Genomic DNA, 15875 nt, shown 5'->3' on the forward strand with positions numbered 1-15875 from the left:
TGGGGTGACAAGAGCACGACCACTACTGATCGTCGCCGTCCCGGCGCACTGTGAAGGCATGACGACCTTCCGGACCGCGACATCGCACGGGCTGCTCCGCGATCTCGACTCGCCAGGCAGCGTGATCGAGCACATCACGCCGAACTGGTTCGCATCGGTGATGGGGACCGGAATCGTCGCCACTGCCGCAGCAACGCTGCCCGTGCAGAATGTCGTGCTCCACATGGCAGCCGTCGTCATGTGGCTGCTCGCCTCGACTGTCCTCGTCGTCGTGTCGACCCTGTTCGCCGCGCACTGGCTCGCGCACCGCCGCGTCGCGCAGGCCCACGCGGCCCACCCGGTCATGATGCAGTTCTACGGCGCGCCGCCCATGGCCCTGCTCACCGTCGGTGCCGGCACGAGCCTCCTCGGCGTGGACATCATCGGGCAGAGCCTGGCCACCTCGATCTTCGTCGTCCTCTGGACGGTGGGTACCGCGCTGGGGCTCGCGACCAGCGTCGTCGTCCCGTACGTGATGATCACCCGCCGCCGCAGCGCCGACACGGTCGCGCTCCCGGCATGGCTGATGCCCGTGGTGCCGCCGATGGTCTCGGCATCCACCGGTGCACTTCTCCTCCCGCACATCGCCGACGGGCAGTGGCGGCTCGCGATGCTCGTCGGCTGCTACGCGCTGTTCGGATTGGCACTCGTGACCGGGCTGATGGTGACGACCGCGGTTCTCGGTCGACTGCTGCACGGCGCCGTCCTCCCGGTCCAGGCTGCACCGACGATGTGGATCACTCTCGGCGTCATCGGCCAGTCCGTCACCGCGGCCAACCTCCTGGGTGCCGATGCGGCGATGGTGTTCACCGGTGACCGGAGCGAGGTGGCGGTGGTCCTGCGTGCGGCGGGAATCCTCTTCGGAATGGTGATGGGCGGCTTCGGAGCGATGATGTTCGCCCTGGCCACGGCGCTGACCGTGCACGCGGCGCGCCGAGGACTGCGCTTCTCGTTGGCATGGTGGTCGTTCACCTTCCCCGTCGGAACGTGCGTGACCGGCGCGGCGGCGTTGGGGCGCGCGCTGGAGTCGTCCGTCGTCGAGGCACTGGCGGTCGTGCTGTTCGCCGTGCTGGTGACGGCGTGGACGACGGTGGCGACGAGGACGGTGCGCGAGGCGTATCGCGGCCGGGTGTTTCTTCCGGCGTGAGAGTCGCACGACGGCGAAGTGGGCACACTGGAGGCATGGAGATCACCGGTCACCTCACGCCCGACGAGTTCTGGACCCAGCAACGCGCGATCGAGGATCAGATCCGCGCCGAGTCGACCACCTTCCCGACCTACACGGTGAACGGGTGGAACGGGGTGCGGGTGATGGGCCCGTGGTCGCGGGAGAACGACGTACTGACCAGCGTGACACTGCGGCACGGTGAGGTCGACTGGGACGGCGACGACATCGACGGTCCCTTCGTCGAGGTCACCACCACCACGAAGGACGCGCACCGCACGGCGCTGAAAGCGATGCTGTCGGCGATCGGTCTGACGCCGATGTCGCCCGAGTACAAGCGGCGACGTGAGGCCATCGCGGCGACGGAGGCGCGTCGCGTCGTCGTGCCGGTGAACGGCGCGGACACCGACTTCGAGATGCACGGCGGGCAGGAACGGTGGTGGGCGTCGGCGACGGTGGGCGACCACGGTGTGGTGATCGAGGCGCGGCACCACCCTGTCGAGGCGGTGGCGCTGACGTCGGAGACCGACATGGAGCCCTATCTCGACGGCCTCCGCGCCGCGATCCGTACGAGTCGGGGCGAGTGATGGCACTGCCCTCGCACGGCCGATTCCCGTACTCGCCCATCACGTCCCGTCCGTCGTTCTCGTGGCCGGGCGGCGCGTCCCTCGCGGTGTACGTCGCCGTCAACTGCGAGCACTTCCCGTACGACGACGGAGCTCCCGGGCTGGGATGGACGCCGGGAATGGACCAGCCGAACACCTACAACTGGGGTTGGCGCGAGTACGGCAACAGGGCGGGCGGCTTCGCGTTGGCCGACACGTTGCGCGACAGCGGAATTCGTCCGACTCTGCTCGTCAACGCCGAGATCTACGAGCACGCTCCCGATCTGGTGGCGGCGTATCGCGCACTCGGCGCGGACGTCGTCGCCCACGGCCGCACCAACGCCGAGCAGCCGAACCAGCAGGACGAGGACGCGGAACGTCGCACCATCGAGGCGGTACGACGGGCGATCGAGTCACACGAGGGTTCGCCGCCTCGGGGTTGGATGAGCCCCGGCGCGAACCCGAGCCGGGTGACGGAGGACCTGTTGGCGGAGCAGGGATTCGAGTACACGCTCGACTGGCCGATCGACGACCAGCCGGTGTGGATGGCCACGCGCGGTGGACCTCTACTGAGTGTTCCGTACCCGCACGAGGTCAACGACCTTCCGGTGTTCGTCCATCACCACGGGTCCGCGGAGGATTTCGAGCACATCGTCGTCGACTCGTTCGACGAGCTGAAGGAGCAGTCGCGGCGCGCACCGCGCGTGTTGGCCATCTCCACCCACACGTTCCTCACCGGGCAACCGCACCGGCTCAGACGCTTTCGTCGCGCGCTGGATCACCTGACGTCGCACGCCGACGGTGTCTGGTTCACCACCGCCGGCGACATCGCCGAGCACTATCGGACGGTCACTCCGCCGCCTGCGTGACGTAGTCGTGCAGCTGCGCCTCGGTGAGGTTCGCCTCGGTGAGTGCCGCGAGGGCCTCCGGATCGAGGTTCTCGGCACTGCCGTCCGCGAAGCGCCGTGCACCCTCGGCCGTGACACCGCGTGCTCGCAACTGGGCGAACACCTCGTCGGTACTCACACGCCCGCCGGGAGTGCCCGTGCCGCGACTCCCGCTCCCATGTTGTACCCGAGATGACCGCCGAGAGCGCCTCCCAGACCGGCGACGGCGAATCCGGCGAGTGCGAGCGCCTTCGACGTGGTGTCCGGCGGCGACGACGCGTCCGCTGCCTTCGCGCGCCGGCGATACGACGCCGTGAACAGAGCCAGGGCTACGGCGTTGGTGCTCGCGTGGATCAGACCCACTCGTCGCTGTTCCGCGTTGAGCGTCGACCACGTCGCCCACCCCGTCACCAGTGCGGTGGGGGCGGTCACCAGTCCGGCACCGATGAGGCGCCGCGCTGCCGCGGAGTCTCCACCGGTGACATCGAGAAAGACTGCGCTGGTCCACAATCCGACCGAGGAGTAGGCCATGATGGGATGCATCGGGTGGCCGACGAAGGTCCCACGGAGGAGGCCGTCGACCTTCGTCCCCTCGAGAGCGGATCGGAGCTTCCCGGCGACGGGGTCGCTGACCGGATCCAGGAACGTCGCCTTCTCGAGCGGGTGGAACAGCGGTGTGAGATTCATACCGTGTCGGATACCCGCAGCGGTCGAGGGTAACCGCGACGCACGGTGCGCTCGAGAATGCCGAGGGTCACGCGCAGGGACGATCCGGACACCACGGGGAATATGTCACGCTCCCGCCAGTCGGGATCAATGTCGGACCAGTCGTAGTAGGACGTGACGAGGGTGCCCTCCGTGCCGTCCTCGAAGGAGTGCGGCGCGAGCCGGTACCCGTAGCGGTGGCCGATGGGCGGTCGGACCGTGCCGACGATCGTCCACGAGATGTCCCGATCGCGCTCGAAGGTCGCGATGGTGACCTCGACGTCGTAGGTACCCATCGGGAGGTCGCCGAGTGCCTCGCGATCCATGTGCACGACGAAGGTGTCTCCCGCGGACGTCACGGGTGCGCCGTCCGCACTCATCAACATGCCCGAGCCGTCGATGGCGACGTGGCCGTCGGGATCGCAGAGCACGTCGAAGATGTCCGCCGCGGGCAACGGCATCACGCGCTGAAACTCGAGTCGTTCGTCGGTCATGGGTCCAGTCTGCACTTGTGCAGGAAGCGGGTGCGCAGGTCGTCATTGAAGACGGAGCGCGACGGGCACAGACTCGTGACCATGACGGACCTCACAGGACGATCGGCTCTCATCACCGGTGGTGCCAGCGGAATCGGGGCCGCGATCGCCCGCGCCCTCGCGGCGAACGGCGCTCGGGTCACCGTCGCCGACCTCGACGGTGACGCCGCCACGGCGCTGGCACACGAGATCGGGGGAGACGCGTGGCAGGTGGATCTCTCCGACGTCGACGCGCTCGCGGACCTCACCCTCGAGACCGACATCCTGGTGAACAACGCGGGAATCCAGCACGTGTCGCCGATCGAGGACTTCGACCCGGTGATGTTCCGCCGCATCCTGACACTCATGGTGGAGGCACCGTTCCTGCTGGTGCGTGCCGCTCTGCCGCACATGTACGAGTCCGGGTACGGACGCATCGTCAACATGTCGTCCGTGCACGGCATCCGGGCATCGGCCAACAAGTCGGCGTACGTCACGGCGAAGCACGCGCTGGAGGGACTGTCGAAGGTCACCGCTCTCGAAGGCGCCGAGCGGGGCGTCCGCAGCAACTGCGTCAACCCCGGCTACGTGCGAACACCCCTCGTGGAGAAGCAGATCGCCGATCAGGCGCGCGTCCACGGCATCGACGAGTCCGAGGTGCTCGAGAAGGTGCTGCTGACCGAGAGTGCGATCAAGCGGATGGTGGAGCCGGAGGAGGTGGCCGCACTGGTGTCCTTCCTCGTCGGAGACGAGGCATCGATGATCACCGGCGCGTCGTACACGATGGACGGCGGCTGGAGCGCGAGCTGATCACTCGCCGCGCGAGACGCTCTCCACGAAGTCGCGGGCGATGTCACGGAGCTTGCGGTTGGCACGCTGTGACTCCGCGGACAGCATGCCGAACGCGGTGTCGCTGTCGACGCCGTGCAGCGCCATGAGAATGCCCTTGGCCTGCTCGATGGGGGCGCGGTGCTCGAGTGCGTCCTGCAGGCCCGACGCGACCTCGCGGGCCGACCGCACGCGCGCGTAGTCGCCGATCGCCGTGGACACGGTGGACGTCAGCAGCTCGAGGATCGACTCGTCGATCGACCCGAACGCGTCGGGGGCGGTGCCGTACAGGTTGAACGATCCGAGCTTCATGTCGGCGGTGTGCAGGGGCGCGGCGAGGAACGAGCGCACGCCCTCCTCGCGAGCAGCGTGTACGAACTCCGGCCAGCGCTGCTGCGCCGCATCGACGTCGACGCGCACGATCTCCCCGGTCCGGGCGGCCTCGAGGCACGGACCCTCACCGATCTCGTACTGATGGCGGTCGACCTCGAGCGTGCGGTCGTCGGTGTGCACGGCCGTGTACGTCAGGCCGCCGAACAGGATGCTCACACCGACGCTGGACGCACCGTCGACGGCCTCGTGTGCGATCTCCGCGGTGCGCTTCAGCAGCACCGCCAGATGGTCGTCGTCGCGGACGCTGCCGCCGACCACGCTCAGCATGGCCGCGAGTCGACGGGGAGCGACCGACCCGGTGGCCACCTCGGTGACCAACTCCGCCGCACGCGACGTCGACTCGTCCGCCTCCGCGCGCTCCGAGTCCGCTGTCGCCGCCACGGCGCTGTCCCTGCTCTCCACGGTTGAGAATCATCGCACGACGCGGGGACACCAGCAGCGACTCCGGTTGAGTTCGGTGGCCAGCGGGTATCGCAAGCATCAGGTACTCGTGTTGTCCGGACATCACGAAGTGCCAGAGCCGTCGAGTGAAGAAGCCCGCCGATGTCTCGGAGACCCCCACTGTGTGCCTGCGCACCGGTGGGGTTCTTCGTGTCGTGGGCTCAACCGCGGCGTGCGTGCTCCGCGATCACGGCGGCATTGAGCGCGGCCGCGGCGCTGACGATCGCGGCGGCGTCGTCCGGGTCGCACTCGCCGTCGGCGACGCGCGCGACGGCATCCTGCATGCGTACGCACAGTGTGGCGACGGAATCGTCGTCGGTCGGCTCGTCCGCCACGGCGCTCGTACCCGCCGATTCGTCGTCGGCCGGCTCGGTCTGACGGACGTCCTCGATCACGTCGTCCCGCCCCGCGTCCGCGAGTCGCTCGAACTTCTCGGCCGGTGTCTCGGGACGGTAGTTGCGAGGGCTGCCGTTCACTACGGTGCGCGTGCCCGGCGACAGCGCCACGAAATTGACCCGAGCCCCGCCGGGATCGCCGCTGACCCGGAAGACTCGATCCGGGCGTGTGACACTGCGCACGATCATGCCGTCCGCGATGGCGTGCGGATTGCGTGGAGCCACATCGAACCTCGATTCACTGGTTGTGGGCCATCATGGTCGTATGACTTCCGTGATGGAGCGCCTGCTGGACATCGCCCCGATCTGGGTGTTCCTCATCGTCTTCCTGCTGGTGTTCCTCGAGGACGCGATCTTCGTCGGTTTCGTGATCCCGGGAGAGACGGCCGCGGTCATCGGCGGTGTCGCGGCGAGTCAGGACCACGTGAGTGTCGTGGCGATGGCGGCGGTCGTGGTCGTCGCGGCCGTGGTGGGTGACTCGGTGGGCTTCGAGATCGGCAAGCACTTCGGCCCACGACTGTTGGCCATGAAGATTCTGGACAAGCGTCGCGACAAGCTGGACAAGGCGCGGGACCTGTTGGCGCGCAAGGGCGGGACGGCCGTCTTCCTCGGCCGGTTCGTCGCCTTCTTCCGAGCGGTGATGCCGGCGTTGGCCGGAATGTCGCGCATGCCGTACCCGAAGTTCCTCGCGTACAACGCACTCGGTGGGCTCGTCTGGGGGACGGGGTTCGTGGTGCTCGGATTCGTCGCCGGCAACTCGTACGAACAGGTCGCGAAGACGGTGGGGCGGGACGCGGCGATCATCGTGGTCGCGGTGGTGGTGATCGCGCTGATCGTGTGGCGCGTCCGGGCTCATCGCTCCGAGAAGGGCGCGGCGCGGGCCTACGATCCCAGCGCGAGCACCGACAGCAGCTCGTAGGCCACGTGTGACGCGGCGATTCCGGTGATCTCCGCGTGGTCGTACGCGGGCGCGACCTCGACGATGTCCGCACCGACGATGTTCGCTCCCACCAACCCGCGCAGGGTGTTCAGCAGTTCCCGCGACGTCATGCCGCCCGCCTCGGGTGTGCCGGTACCCGGGGCGTGGGCCGGGTCGAGGACGTCGATGTCCACGGAGACGTAGACCGGGCCCGTGTCGAGACGGCGGCGCATCCGCTCGACGATCGAGGCCACCCCGTCCGTCTCGTAGTCGTCGGACCGGATGATCTGAAACCCCAGGACGGCGTCGTCCTCGAGGTCCTTCTTGCCGTACAGCGGACCGCGGATCCCGATGTGCTGCGACCGCTCGAGGTCGATCAGCCCCTCCTCGCTGGCCCGTCGGAACGGTGTCCCGTGCGTGAAGGGTGCACCGAAGTACGTGTCCCACGTGTCGAGGTGCGCGTCGAAGTGCAGTACGGCGATCGGCCCGTGGTCGCGGTGCAGCGCGCGCAGGATCGGCAGCGCGATGGTGTGGTCGCCACCGAGAGTGAGGACCGTGCTGCCGTCCTTGCGCAGATCGGTGATCGCGTGCTCGACGGTCGTCAGTGCCTCGGCGATGTCGAACGGATTGACCGCGATGTCGCCGGCATCGGCCACCTGGCGGTGCGCGAACGGCGACACGTCCAGCGCGGGGTTGTACGGCCGGAGCAGTTTGGACGACGCGCGGATGTGGCCGGGACCGAAGCGCGCGCCCGGCCGGTAGCTCACGCCCGAGTCGAAGGGCACTCCGACGATGCTCACGTCGGCCCGGGAGACCTCGTCGAGTCGCGGCAGCCGCGCGAAGGTCGACGGTTCCATGTACCGCGGGTATCGCGAGCCGTCCAGAGGTCCCCTGATGTCGGTCATGAGCAGTGATGTTTCCTCACTTCAGGCGGTTGGTCAACACTTGTTTCCTGACGCGGAGCAGGGCATGATCGCGGCGTGTCCACCATCGGAAACCGGCTGCGGGAGGCCCGGGCCGCCCGTCGTCTCACTCTCGACGCGCTCGCGTCGACCGTCGGTGTGACCAAGGGCTACCTGTCCAAGGTCGAGAACGACCGCGCGTCCGCGTCCGTCGCCGTCCTGGTGCGCTGGTGCGACGCGCTCGAGATTCCCATGGGGTCGCTGTTCGACGACGTTCCGCACGGCGACGTCGTCCGCGCCGGCGAGTACCCCCCGATCGCCCTCGGGGGTCATGCCCAGACGGAGTACCTGCTGACCCCGGCGGGCGAACAGCGCGTGCAGGTCATCCACGGCAGGATCGAGCGCGGAGGAGGCAGCGGCGACGAGTCGTACGAACTGCCGGCCGAGGTGGGGTTCGTCCTGGTGCTCACCGGTCGGCTGATCCTGACGCTCGACGAGCGCACCGTGCAACTCGACGACGGTGACGCGCTCACCTTCGATCCTCGTCGTCGGCACAGCTTCCGCGCGGAGGTCGACACCACTGTGCTGTGGGTCCTGACGCCGTCCCTGCCCTCCCGCCACGACAGAACCAGAATCGAGACGACCCCATGACCACGCCCGTCACTCCCGACAGCTCGGTCCACGAGCGATCAGCAGGGGACCGTGAGCAGCCGGTCACCATGTTCGGCCCCGACTTCCCCTTCGCCTACGACGATTTCCTCGCGCACCCGGCCGGGCTCGGGTCGGTCCCTCCGGACCGCCGCGGCACCCGCGTCGCCATCGTCGGGGCCGGTCTCGCCGGCACCGTCGCCGCCCGGGAGCTGCTGCGGATGGGACTCGAACCCGTGGTGTACGAGGCGGGGTGGATCGGCGGCCGCATGCACTCGGTCCCGTTCGAGGGGCACGAGGACACGGTCGCCGAGATGGGCGCGATGCGGTTCCCGCCGTCGTCCACCGCCCTGTTCCACTACCTCGACCACCTCGGCATCGAGACCACCCCGTTCCCCAACCCGCTCGCCGAGGCGACGCCCAGCACCGTCATCGACCTCAAGGGCACCAGTCACTACGCGCGGCAGCTGACCGATCTCCCCGACGAGTACGCCGAGGTGGCCAGGGCGTGGCAGCGCACGCTCGAGGAACAGTCCGAACTCGTCCCTCTCCAGCGCGCCATCCGCGCTCGGGACGCGGCGGCGGTGAAGCGCATCTGGAACGACCTCGTGGTGCGACTCGACGACACGACGTTCTACGGGTTCCTCGTCGGATCCCCCCACTTCGCGTCGTTCGCGCGTCGAGAGCTGTTCGGGCAGGTCGGTTTCGGCACCGGTGGCTGGGACACCGACTTCCCGAACTCGATACTCGAGATCCTGCGCGTCGTGGTCACGGAGGCGGACGATCACCACCGCGGCATCGTCGGCGGATCCAGCCGCCTGCCACGTGGTCTGTGGTCGGAGGCCGTGTCGGACGCGGCGCACTGGCCGGCGGGCACCTCGGTCGCGTCGCTGCACGGCGGCACACCCCGCCCGGGTGTCACGGAGATCCGGCGACGGACCGACGACGCCACCGGCGACCACACCTTCGCGGTGACCGACTCCTCGGGCCGGACGGACGAGTTCGCCTCGGTCGTCGTGACCGCGCAGAGCTGGATGCTCCTCAACACGATCGACACCGACGACGACCTGCTGCCCATCGATCACTGGACGGCCGTCGAACGCACCCACTACATGGGGTCGACCAAGGTGTTCGTGCTCGTGGACCGACCGTTCTGGAAGGACGTCGACCCCGAGACGGGGAGGGAACTGGTCAGCATGACCCTCACCGACCGGTTGAGTCGGGGAACGTATCTCCTCGATCACGGCGACGATCGGCCCGGCGTGATCTGTCTGTCGTACACGTGGAGCGACGACTCGCTGAAGCTGCTGCCGCTTTCACCCGACGAGCGGTTGACGCTGATGCTGGGATCGCTCGAGGAGATCTATCCCGGGGTGGACTTCCGCAGCCACATCGTCTCCGATCCGGTGACGCTGTCGTGGGAGACCGAGCGACACTTCATGGGTGCCTTCAAGGCCAACCTGCCCGGCCACTATCGCTATCAGGAACGCCTGTTCTCGCACTTCGTGCAGGACGAGCTCGCCCCCCGGCATCGCGGGATCTTCCTCGCCGGCGACGACATCTCGTGGACGGCGGGATGGGCCGAGGGCGCCATCCAGACCGCGCTCAACGCGGTGTGGGGAGTCATGAACCACCTCGGCGGATCGACACATCCGGACAATCCCGGGCCGGGCGACGTCTTCGAGAGCATCGCCCCGCTCCGCCTCGGGGACTGATGCGTCGACCGGCGCGGTGAATCTCGGTCCGGGAGGACTTACCGAGCGGTAGCGTTCCTCCGGTGGTTCAGTTGCTCTCGCGCTCACGGGCGGCCGATCGGCCGCCCGTGACGACGCCTGCGACCGTTCCGGTGCGGACCGTCTCGGCGCAGGCGCTGGCCATCGTGCTCGTGCTCGCCGTCGCGGTGCTCGTGTTCCACCTGATCCGGCCGACGGCCGAGGAACCGGCCGTCGGGGCGGTCGCCGCTCCCGCTGCGGACCTGCGGCCGAGCTTCCTGGCGGAACCGGAGCGCAACCTGGGCCCGCTGCGCCAGATCGCGAAGGTCAACCGCGCCACGGCGGAGGAGGAGTACGCGGCCGCGATCGCCGTGCTCTCGACGGCGGCGAGCGCCGAGGAGAAGGACCGCCGACTGTACGAGCTGCCGCCGGCCGTGATCGGCGCCCGCATCGGTAGCTACGCCTCACCGGCTCGCGGCACGTACACGTCCGGTTTCGGCCCGCGGTGGGGAACGATGCACAACGGAATCGACATCGCCGGCCCGATCGGCACACCGATCCTGTCGGTGGCGGACGGTCAGGTGATCGAGGCCGGCCCTGCGAGCGGCTTCGGGTTGTGGGTGCGCGTGCGACACGACGACGGCACCGTGTCCATCTACGGTCACGTGGACACCCTGGTCGCGGTGGCCGGTCAGCGGGTCGCGGCGGGGCAGCAGATCGCGACGATGGGGAACCGCGGCGACTCCACCGGGCCGCACCTGCACTTCGAGACCGTCGTCGCGGACAAGCACGTGGATCCCGAACTGTGGTTGATCGGCCGCGGTATCTCGCTCGGACCGGAAGGCGACTGACGAGTCCCATCCGTCACACCAGTAACACGCTCGGATAAGATGAGGGCATGAGACGGGCACTTCTGACGGCGGCGACGGCACTCGCCGTGGCCGTGGGCACCGCACCTCTCGGCGCCGGTCCGGCCGCGGCCGACACCGCCGGCTCCTGCTCACCCGAGCATCCCCGTCCCGTCGTGCTGGTGCACGGCACCTGGGTCGACGGTCCGGACACCTGGTCCACCCTCACTCCGCAGCTCGAGGCGGAGGGCTACTGCGTCTTCACACTCGAGTACGGCTACCGCGCCGAGCCCGGCGAGAACCTGCTGCAGACCTACGGCGGCGACGACATCGCTACGTCCGCGCGAGAACTGCGCGCCTTCGTCGACGACGTCCGATCACGCACCGGCGCAGCAGACGTGGACGTCGTCGGGCACTCCCAGGGTGGTGTCGTGGCGCGTCAGTACCTGAAGTTCGAGGGTGGAGCCGACGCCGTGCACACCCTCGTCACCCTCGGCGCCACCAATCACGGCACCACGTTCTCGGCGGGGCAGCTCATCGGATCGCTCGCGCAGCAGTTCGGACTGCCGGTCGGCGAGGTCGCCGCCGCGGCCGTCGGACCGTCGTTCGTCCAGCAGATGGTCGGCTCGTCGTTCCTCGACGTGCTCAACGCGGGCGGCGACACCGTCCCGGGGGTCGACTACACCGTGATCGCCACCCGCGCGGACACCGTCTCCACGCCGCCCGAGAACACCTTCCTCGCCGCGGGCTCGGGCGCGACCGTGGACAACGTCTGGGTGCAGGACGGCTGCCCGAGCAACACCGCCGGGCACATGGAACTGACCACCGACCCCCGCGCACTGTGGATGGTGCAGCGCGGGCTCGACCGGTCCTACGCCGATCGGGTCCCCAGCCCCTGCTGAGTGCCGGGGTGTGCGCGCTGGTGCGGTGGCCGGCTGGAAGGGGCGTGCACACGGCCGGCGTGTGGTGAACACCCGTTGCCGCAGGCTGGAGGGTGTGTGCGGTTGACGCAGGGGGTGTGCACGCAGCTCGCTGCACCTCGCGATCCCGTCGATTCTCACGTTCCGCCGCCTTCACGCGTTTACTGATCGTGATGCTTCCGTTCGAGACCGTCGTGGCCACCCACGGCCCCGTGGTGCTGCGGGTCTGTCGCGCCGTGGTCGGTCCCGTCGACGCCGACGACGCGTGGTCGGAGACCTTCCTCGCCGCACTCCGGGCGTACCCCGACCTGCCCGAGGACGCGAACGTACAGGCCTGGCTGGTGACCATCGCGCACCGCAAGGCCGTCGACGTTCATCGCGCGGCAGCTCGTCGGCCCGTGCCTACCGATTCAGTTCCGGACGTCGCCACGATGGTGCCCGACGAGAATCACGCCCTGTGGTCCGCGGTCGCGGCCCTGCCCGACACTCAGCGACTGGCCGTCGCGTACCACCACATCGGGGGGCTCCCTCATGCGGACGTCGCTGCGCTGCTGGGTAATTCGACCACCGCCGCCCGGCGTGCCTGTGCCGACGGCATCGCGACGCTGCGCCGCACGACCACGAGGAGTGAGCTGCTGTGACCACCGCCGCCGAACTGACCGCGCTCCACGAGCGACTGACGCACCGCGCCGCCGAGGAAGGACTGCTCGACGTCGCGTACCGCACCCTCGACTCACCCGTCGGCACGCTCCTCGTGGCGGCCACCGAGCGAGGTGTCGTGCGCGTGGCCTTCGACGTCGAGAACCACGACACGGTCCTGCAGACGCTGGCCACCCGCATCAGTCCACGCGTGCTCCGAGCGCCGGCCCGGCTCGACCCGGTGGTCCGGGGGCTCGACGCGTTCTTCGCCGGGACGTCCCGCGTCGTCGACGTCGACCTGGATCTGCGCCTCGCTGCAGGGTTCCGTCGCGACGTCCTGACGCATCTCCAGCGCATCCCCTACGGCGAGACCCGGAGCTACGCCGCCGTGGCCGCGGAAACGGCCAGCCCGAAGGCCGTCCGCGCCGTGGGATCGGCCTGCGCGCGCAATCCGCTGCCCCTGGTCATCCCATGTCATCGCGTGGTGCGGTCGGACGGAACGCCCGGTCGTTACGCCGGCGGTGAGGCCGCCAAGCAGCTTCTGCTCGCGCTCGAGACACAGAACTACTAGGCGGTATTAGTCTCGAAGCATGTCCTCTGCTGCCGATGTTCCCGCGCACCTCGTTCTGTCTCGTCGCGATCTCGAGTTCCTCCTCTACGAATGGCTCGACGTCGAGTCGTTGACCGAGCGGAAGCGCTTCTCCGATCATTCTCGGGAGACGTTCGACGCGGTGATGGAGCTCAGCGAGCAGATCGCGGTGAAGCACTTCGCGCCGCACAACAAGAAGGCGGACGCGAACGAGCCGCACGTCGGCGAGGACGGCAAGGTCGTCCTGATTCCCGAGGTCGAGCAGGCGCTGAAGGTGTTCAACGACGCCGGCCTCATCTCCGGGCAGTTCGACGACTCGCTCGGCGGCATGCAGCTGCCGACCACGGTGTCGAAGGCGTCGCTCGCGTGGTTCCAGGCCGCGAACACCGGCACCGCGACCTATCCCTTCCTCACGATCGGCAACGCCAATCTCCTCATCGAGTACGGCAGCGAGGAGTTGGTCGACGCCTATGTCCGGCCCATGCTCGAAGGCCGTTTCCACGGGACCATGTGCCTGTCCGAGCCCGGTGCCGGATCGTCGCTCGCCTACATCACCACCAAGGCCGTCGAGCAGGGTGACGGCACCTACGCGGTGACCGGAACCAAGATGTGGATCTCGGGCGGCGAGCACGAACTCGGTGAGAACATCGTGCACCTCGTCCTCGCCAAGATCCCCGGCGGTCCGGCGGGCGTGAAGGGCATCTCGCTATTCGTCGTACCCAAGACGCTGGTGAACGCGGACGGGTCGCTGGGCGAGCGCAACGACGTGAACCTCGTCGGCCTGAACCACAAGATGGGGTACCGCGGAACCACCAACACGCTCCTCGCGTTCGGCGAGAACGGCGGCGCCACAGGCTATCTCGTCGGCGAGCCGCACAAGGGCCTGTCGTACATGTTCAAGATGATGAACGAGGCGCGCATCGGCGTCGGCATGGGCGCGACCGCGCTGGGCTACACCGGCTACCTGCACTCGGTGGCGTACGCCCGGGACCGTGCACAGGGCCGGCCCGTCGGTGACAAGGATCCGGCTGCCCCGCAGGTGCCGATCATCGACCACTCCGACGTGCGTCGCATGCTGCTCGCGCAGAAGTCCTACGTCGAGGGCGGTCTGGCCCTGGGTCTGTACTGCTCCCGGCTGGTCGACGAGCAGATCACCGGCGAGCAGGACTCGGCGGATCGCGCCGGGTTCCTCCTCGACGTGCTCACCCCCATCGCCAAGGCGTGGCCGTCGCAGTGGTGCCTCGAGGCCAACAACCTCGCGATCCAGGTGCACGGCGGGTACGGCTACACCCGCGACTACAACGTCGAGCAGTTCTACCGCGACAACCGCCTCAACCCCATCCACGAGGGAACGAACGGCATCCAGGGCCTCGATCTCCTCGGACGCAAGGTCGTCGCGCAGGGCGGCCGAGGACTTCAGCTCCTCGTCGAGACCATCACGGAGACCATCGACGCGATGTCGGGCGAGTACGCCGACGCCCTGCGAGCGGCAGTGGATCGCCTCGTGGCCGTCACCGGCACGCTGTGGGGTCAGGGCGACGCCGAGGTGGCGCTGGCCAACTCGTCCGCGTACCTCGAGGCGACCGGTCACGTGGTCGTCGCGTGGCTCTGGCTCGACCAGCTCCGGGCGATCGGCGACAAGGAAGGCGCCTTCTACGACGGCAAGCGTGTCGCGGCGCAGTACTTCTTCCGGTACGAGCTCCCCAAGACGGGCCCACAGTTCGACCTGCTCGAGAACCTGGACCGTACGACGCTGGACCTCGACACCGCGGTTCTGTAGCGCTGCGCCCGCGCTGCGCTCCTCGGATCGTTCGGTGCACCCCCGATCGGGGGTGCGGGTGGCGAACTGCGGTGCGCTCTAGCTTCGCCGGGCGCACCGCTCGTCGCCGCGCGCACCGTCCACGGTGCGCAGAGAACCGGGCGCTGCGCCCGGCCGCGCTCCGCGGATCGTTCGGTGCACCCGCGATCTGAGGTGCGGGTGGCGAACTGCGGTGCGGAGAGCAGCGCGTACCGCGTAATGCCCGTCACACACACCTGGCAACGCGGTGTACCGACTGCTTAGATACAAGATGTGCGCAACACAGATGCAACCGAGACGTCGTCCGACCGGGCGTACGCGACGGTCAAGGAGCTCATCGTCTCCGGCGAGCTGCCGGGCGGGGAGCTGATCAGCGAGGGGCAGATCGCCGAGCGCACCGGCACCAGCCGCACCCCGGTCCGTGAGGCCTTCCTCAGGCTCGCGGCCGAAGGATGGATGCGGCTCTATCCCAAGCGCGGGGCCCTCGTGGTTCCCGTCGCCCCCGACGAGGCCACCCATCTCGTCGCCGCCCGTCGACTCGTCGAGACCGGATCGCTCGAGGCGTTCGCACAGGATCCGGGCAGCCGGGCCTCCGCCGCCGCACAGATGCGCGAGAGCCTCGACCGGCAGCGCGTTCTCGCGGAGGCGGGCGACTCCCTCGGCTTCGCTGCCGAGGACGCAGACTTCCACACCATCGTCGTCACGCACGGGGACAACCCGCTGCTGTCGACCTTCTACTCAGGATTGCGCGACCGGCAGCGCCGCATGACCGCGAACTCCGTGGCGCGCAATCCGGACGTGTTGGCGTCGATCATCGGCGACCACACCCGTCTCACCGCACTCGTCGAGCAGGGCGACGTCGCCGCGTACGACGACGCCCTCTCCCTCCACATGGCAGCCACGCACGCGCTGCCGCGTGGAATCCGCTGA

General features: G+C 68.8%; 19 protein-coding genes. 13 read left to right on the forward strand and 6 right to left on the reverse strand.

All coding sequences use genetic code 11. The features are described 5' to 3' along the window. Positions 1 to 58: 58 nt before the first annotated feature. Genes ASG69_RS19620 through ASG69_RS19630 form a run of 3 tightly spaced genes read left to right on the forward strand, consistent with a single transcriptional unit; the run spans position 59 to position 2678 of the window. Complete coding sequence (locus ASG69_RS19620) at positions 59 to 1186, forward strand: TDT family transporter (protein ID WP_056443502.1); 1128 nt, start codon at positions 59 to 61, stop codon at positions 1184 to 1186. 35 nt (positions 1187 to 1221) lie between these two features. Further along, a complete protein-coding gene (locus ASG69_RS19625; RefSeq protein ID WP_027506500.1) occupies positions 1222 to 1791 on the forward strand; it encodes a hypothetical protein in 570 nt (189 codons plus the stop codon). After that, the gene (locus ASG69_RS19630) at positions 1791 to 2678 is read left to right on the forward strand and encodes a polysaccharide deacetylase family protein (RefSeq protein ID WP_056443505.1); all 888 of its coding nucleotides are present in this window, start codon (positions 1791 to 1793) and stop codon (positions 2676 to 2678) included. The genes ASG69_RS19625 and ASG69_RS19630 overlap by 1 nt, the downstream gene beginning before the upstream one ends. Here ASG69_RS19630 and ASG69_RS22610 read toward each other — a convergent pair. Genes ASG69_RS22610 through ASG69_RS19640 form a run of 3 tightly spaced genes read right to left on the reverse strand, consistent with a single transcriptional unit; the run spans position 2659 to position 3895 of the window. Then, positions 2659 to 2835, reverse strand: coding sequence for a hypothetical protein (locus ASG69_RS22610; RefSeq protein WP_155957085.1), 177 nt, complete (start codon positions 2833 to 2835; stop codon positions 2659 to 2661). The two genes, ASG69_RS19630 and ASG69_RS22610, sit on opposite strands and share 20 nt — an antisense overlap. Further along, positions 2832 to 3383 carry a DUF2231 domain-containing protein gene (locus tag ASG69_RS19635; protein ID WP_027506498.1) on the reverse strand — a complete coding sequence of 184 codons (552 nt, stop codon included), beginning with the start codon at positions 3381 to 3383 and terminating at the stop codon, positions 2832 to 2834. The genes ASG69_RS22610 and ASG69_RS19635 overlap by 4 nt, the downstream gene beginning before the upstream one ends. Then, complete coding sequence (locus ASG69_RS19640) at positions 3380 to 3895, reverse strand: hypothetical protein (protein WP_056443507.1); 516 nt, start codon at positions 3893 to 3895, stop codon at positions 3380 to 3382. Before ASG69_RS19640 ends, ASG69_RS19635 begins: the two co-directional genes overlap by 4 nt. 81 nt (positions 3896 to 3976) lie before the next feature. Here ASG69_RS19640 and ASG69_RS19645 point away from each other — a divergent pair, with 81 nt between their 5' ends. Next, positions 3977 to 4723, forward strand: a complete 747-nt coding sequence (locus ASG69_RS19645) for a 3-hydroxybutyrate dehydrogenase (RefSeq protein WP_027506496.1) — start codon at positions 3977 to 3979, stop codon at positions 4721 to 4723. Here ASG69_RS19645 and ASG69_RS19650 read toward each other — a convergent pair whose 3' ends face one another. Both ASG69_RS19650 and ASG69_RS19655 read right to left on the reverse strand, forming a co-directional pair. Continuing rightward, entirely contained in the window at positions 4724 to 5536 is an 813-nt protein-coding gene (locus ASG69_RS19650; protein WP_056443510.1) for a GAF and ANTAR domain-containing protein, read from the reverse strand. Positions 5537 to 5736: 200 nt separating this feature from the next. After that, entirely contained in the window at positions 5737 to 6195 is a 459-nt protein-coding gene (locus ASG69_RS19655) for a hypothetical protein (RefSeq protein WP_056443513.1), read from the reverse strand. A gap of 40 nt (positions 6196 to 6235) precedes the next feature. Between ASG69_RS19655 and ASG69_RS19660 the strand changes: the two genes are divergently transcribed. Continuing rightward, a complete protein-coding gene (locus ASG69_RS19660; protein WP_051613522.1) occupies positions 6236 to 6889 on the forward strand; it encodes a DedA family protein in 654 nt (217 codons plus the stop codon). Here ASG69_RS19660 and speB read toward each other — a convergent pair. Further along, the gene (gene speB, locus ASG69_RS19665; protein WP_027506493.1) at positions 6853 to 7794 is read right to left on the reverse strand and encodes an agmatinase; all 942 of its coding nucleotides are present in this window, start codon (positions 7792 to 7794) and stop codon (positions 6853 to 6855) included. The genes ASG69_RS19660 and speB overlap by 37 nt on opposite strands. A 75-nt stretch (positions 7795 to 7869) precedes the next feature. Here speB and ASG69_RS19670 point away from each other — a divergent pair, with 75 nt between their 5' ends. The 8 genes from ASG69_RS19670 (at position 7870) to ASG69_RS19705 (ending at position 15875) form a co-directional block, all read left to right on the forward strand. Continuing rightward, positions 7870 to 8442: a helix-turn-helix domain-containing protein gene (locus ASG69_RS19670; protein WP_056443515.1), complete on the forward strand. Its 573-nt coding sequence runs from the start codon at positions 7870 to 7872 to the stop codon at positions 8440 to 8442. Continuing rightward, a complete protein-coding gene (locus tag ASG69_RS19675) occupies positions 8439 to 10154 on the forward strand; it encodes a flavin monoamine oxidase family protein (RefSeq protein ID WP_056443517.1) in 1716 nt (571 codons plus the stop codon). Before ASG69_RS19670 ends, ASG69_RS19675 begins: the two co-directional genes overlap by 4 nt. Before the next feature lie 62 nt (positions 10155 to 10216). Next, positions 10217 to 11002, forward strand: a complete 786-nt coding sequence (locus tag ASG69_RS23175) for a M23 family metallopeptidase (protein WP_235579013.1) — start codon at positions 10217 to 10219, stop codon at positions 11000 to 11002. Between the two features lie 47 nt (positions 11003 to 11049). After that, entirely contained in the window at positions 11050 to 11901 is an 852-nt protein-coding gene (locus ASG69_RS19685; RefSeq protein ID WP_056443519.1) for a lipase family alpha/beta hydrolase, read from the forward strand. Positions 11902 to 12092: 191 nt separating this feature from the next. After that, positions 12093 to 12560 (forward strand): RNA polymerase sigma factor, encoded by a 468-nt coding sequence (locus tag ASG69_RS19690; RefSeq protein WP_027506491.1) that lies wholly within the window; start codon positions 12093 to 12095, stop codon positions 12558 to 12560. Beyond that, the gene (locus ASG69_RS19695) at positions 12557 to 13129 is read left to right on the forward strand and encodes a methylated-DNA--[protein]-cysteine S-methyltransferase (protein ID WP_056443522.1); all 573 of its coding nucleotides are present in this window, start codon (positions 12557 to 12559) and stop codon (positions 13127 to 13129) included. The genes ASG69_RS19690 and ASG69_RS19695 overlap by 4 nt, the downstream gene beginning before the upstream one ends. Before the next feature lie 19 nt (positions 13130 to 13148). Further along, positions 13149 to 14927, forward strand: a complete 1779-nt coding sequence (locus ASG69_RS19700) for an acyl-CoA dehydrogenase (protein WP_056443525.1) — start codon at positions 13149 to 13151, stop codon at positions 14925 to 14927. A 291-nt stretch (positions 14928 to 15218) separates the two neighbouring features. Further along, positions 15219 to 15875 (forward strand): GntR family transcriptional regulator, encoded by a 657-nt coding sequence (locus tag ASG69_RS19705; protein ID WP_037186307.1) that lies wholly within the window; start codon positions 15219 to 15221, stop codon positions 15873 to 15875.

This window comes from Rhodococcus sp. Leaf225 (assembly GCF_001426145.1).
GTDB lineage: Bacteria > Actinomycetota > Actinomycetes > Mycobacteriales > Mycobacteriaceae > Rhodococcoides.

What these genes read in the sequence shown, in the direction of transcription:
- ASG69_RS19690 (WP_027506491.1), top strand. Translation starts at nt 12,093, where the DNA reads ATGCTTCCGTTCGAGACCGTCGTGGCCACCCACGGCCCCGTGGTGCTG.
- ASG69_RS19625 (WP_027506500.1), top strand. Translation starts at nt 1,222, where the DNA reads ATGGAGATCACCGGTCACCTCACGCCCGACGAGTTCTGGACCCAGCAA.
- ASG69_RS19635 (WP_027506498.1), bottom strand. Translation starts at nt 3,383, where the DNA reads ATGAATCTCACACCGCTGTTCCACCCGCTCGAGAAGGCGACGTTCCTG.
- speB (WP_027506493.1), bottom strand. Translation starts at nt 7,794, where the DNA reads ATGACCGACATCAGGGGACCTCTGGACGGCTCGCGATACCCGCGGTAC.
- ASG69_RS19700 (WP_056443525.1), top strand. Translation starts at nt 13,149, where the DNA reads ATGTCCTCTGCTGCCGATGTTCCCGCGCACCTCGTTCTGTCTCGTCGC.
- ASG69_RS19630 (WP_056443505.1), top strand. Translation starts at nt 1,791, where the DNA reads ATGGCACTGCCCTCGCACGGCCGATTCCCGTACTCGCCCATCACGTCC.
- ASG69_RS19645 (WP_027506496.1), top strand. Translation starts at nt 3,977, where the DNA reads ATGACGGACCTCACAGGACGATCGGCTCTCATCACCGGTGGTGCCAGC.
- ASG69_RS19660 (WP_051613522.1), top strand. Translation starts at nt 6,236, where the DNA reads ATGACTTCCGTGATGGAGCGCCTGCTGGACATCGCCCCGATCTGGGTG.
- ASG69_RS19640 (WP_056443507.1), bottom strand. Translation starts at nt 3,895, where the DNA reads ATGACCGACGAACGACTCGAGTTTCAGCGCGTGATGCCGTTGCCCGCG.
- ASG69_RS19685 (WP_056443519.1), top strand. Translation starts at nt 11,050, where the DNA reads ATGAGACGGGCACTTCTGACGGCGGCGACGGCACTCGCCGTGGCCGTG.
- ASG69_RS19675 (WP_056443517.1), top strand. Translation starts at nt 8,439, where the DNA reads ATGACCACGCCCGTCACTCCCGACAGCTCGGTCCACGAGCGATCAGCA.
- ASG69_RS19620 (WP_056443502.1), top strand. Translation starts at nt 59, where the DNA reads ATGACGACCTTCCGGACCGCGACATCGCACGGGCTGCTCCGCGATCTC.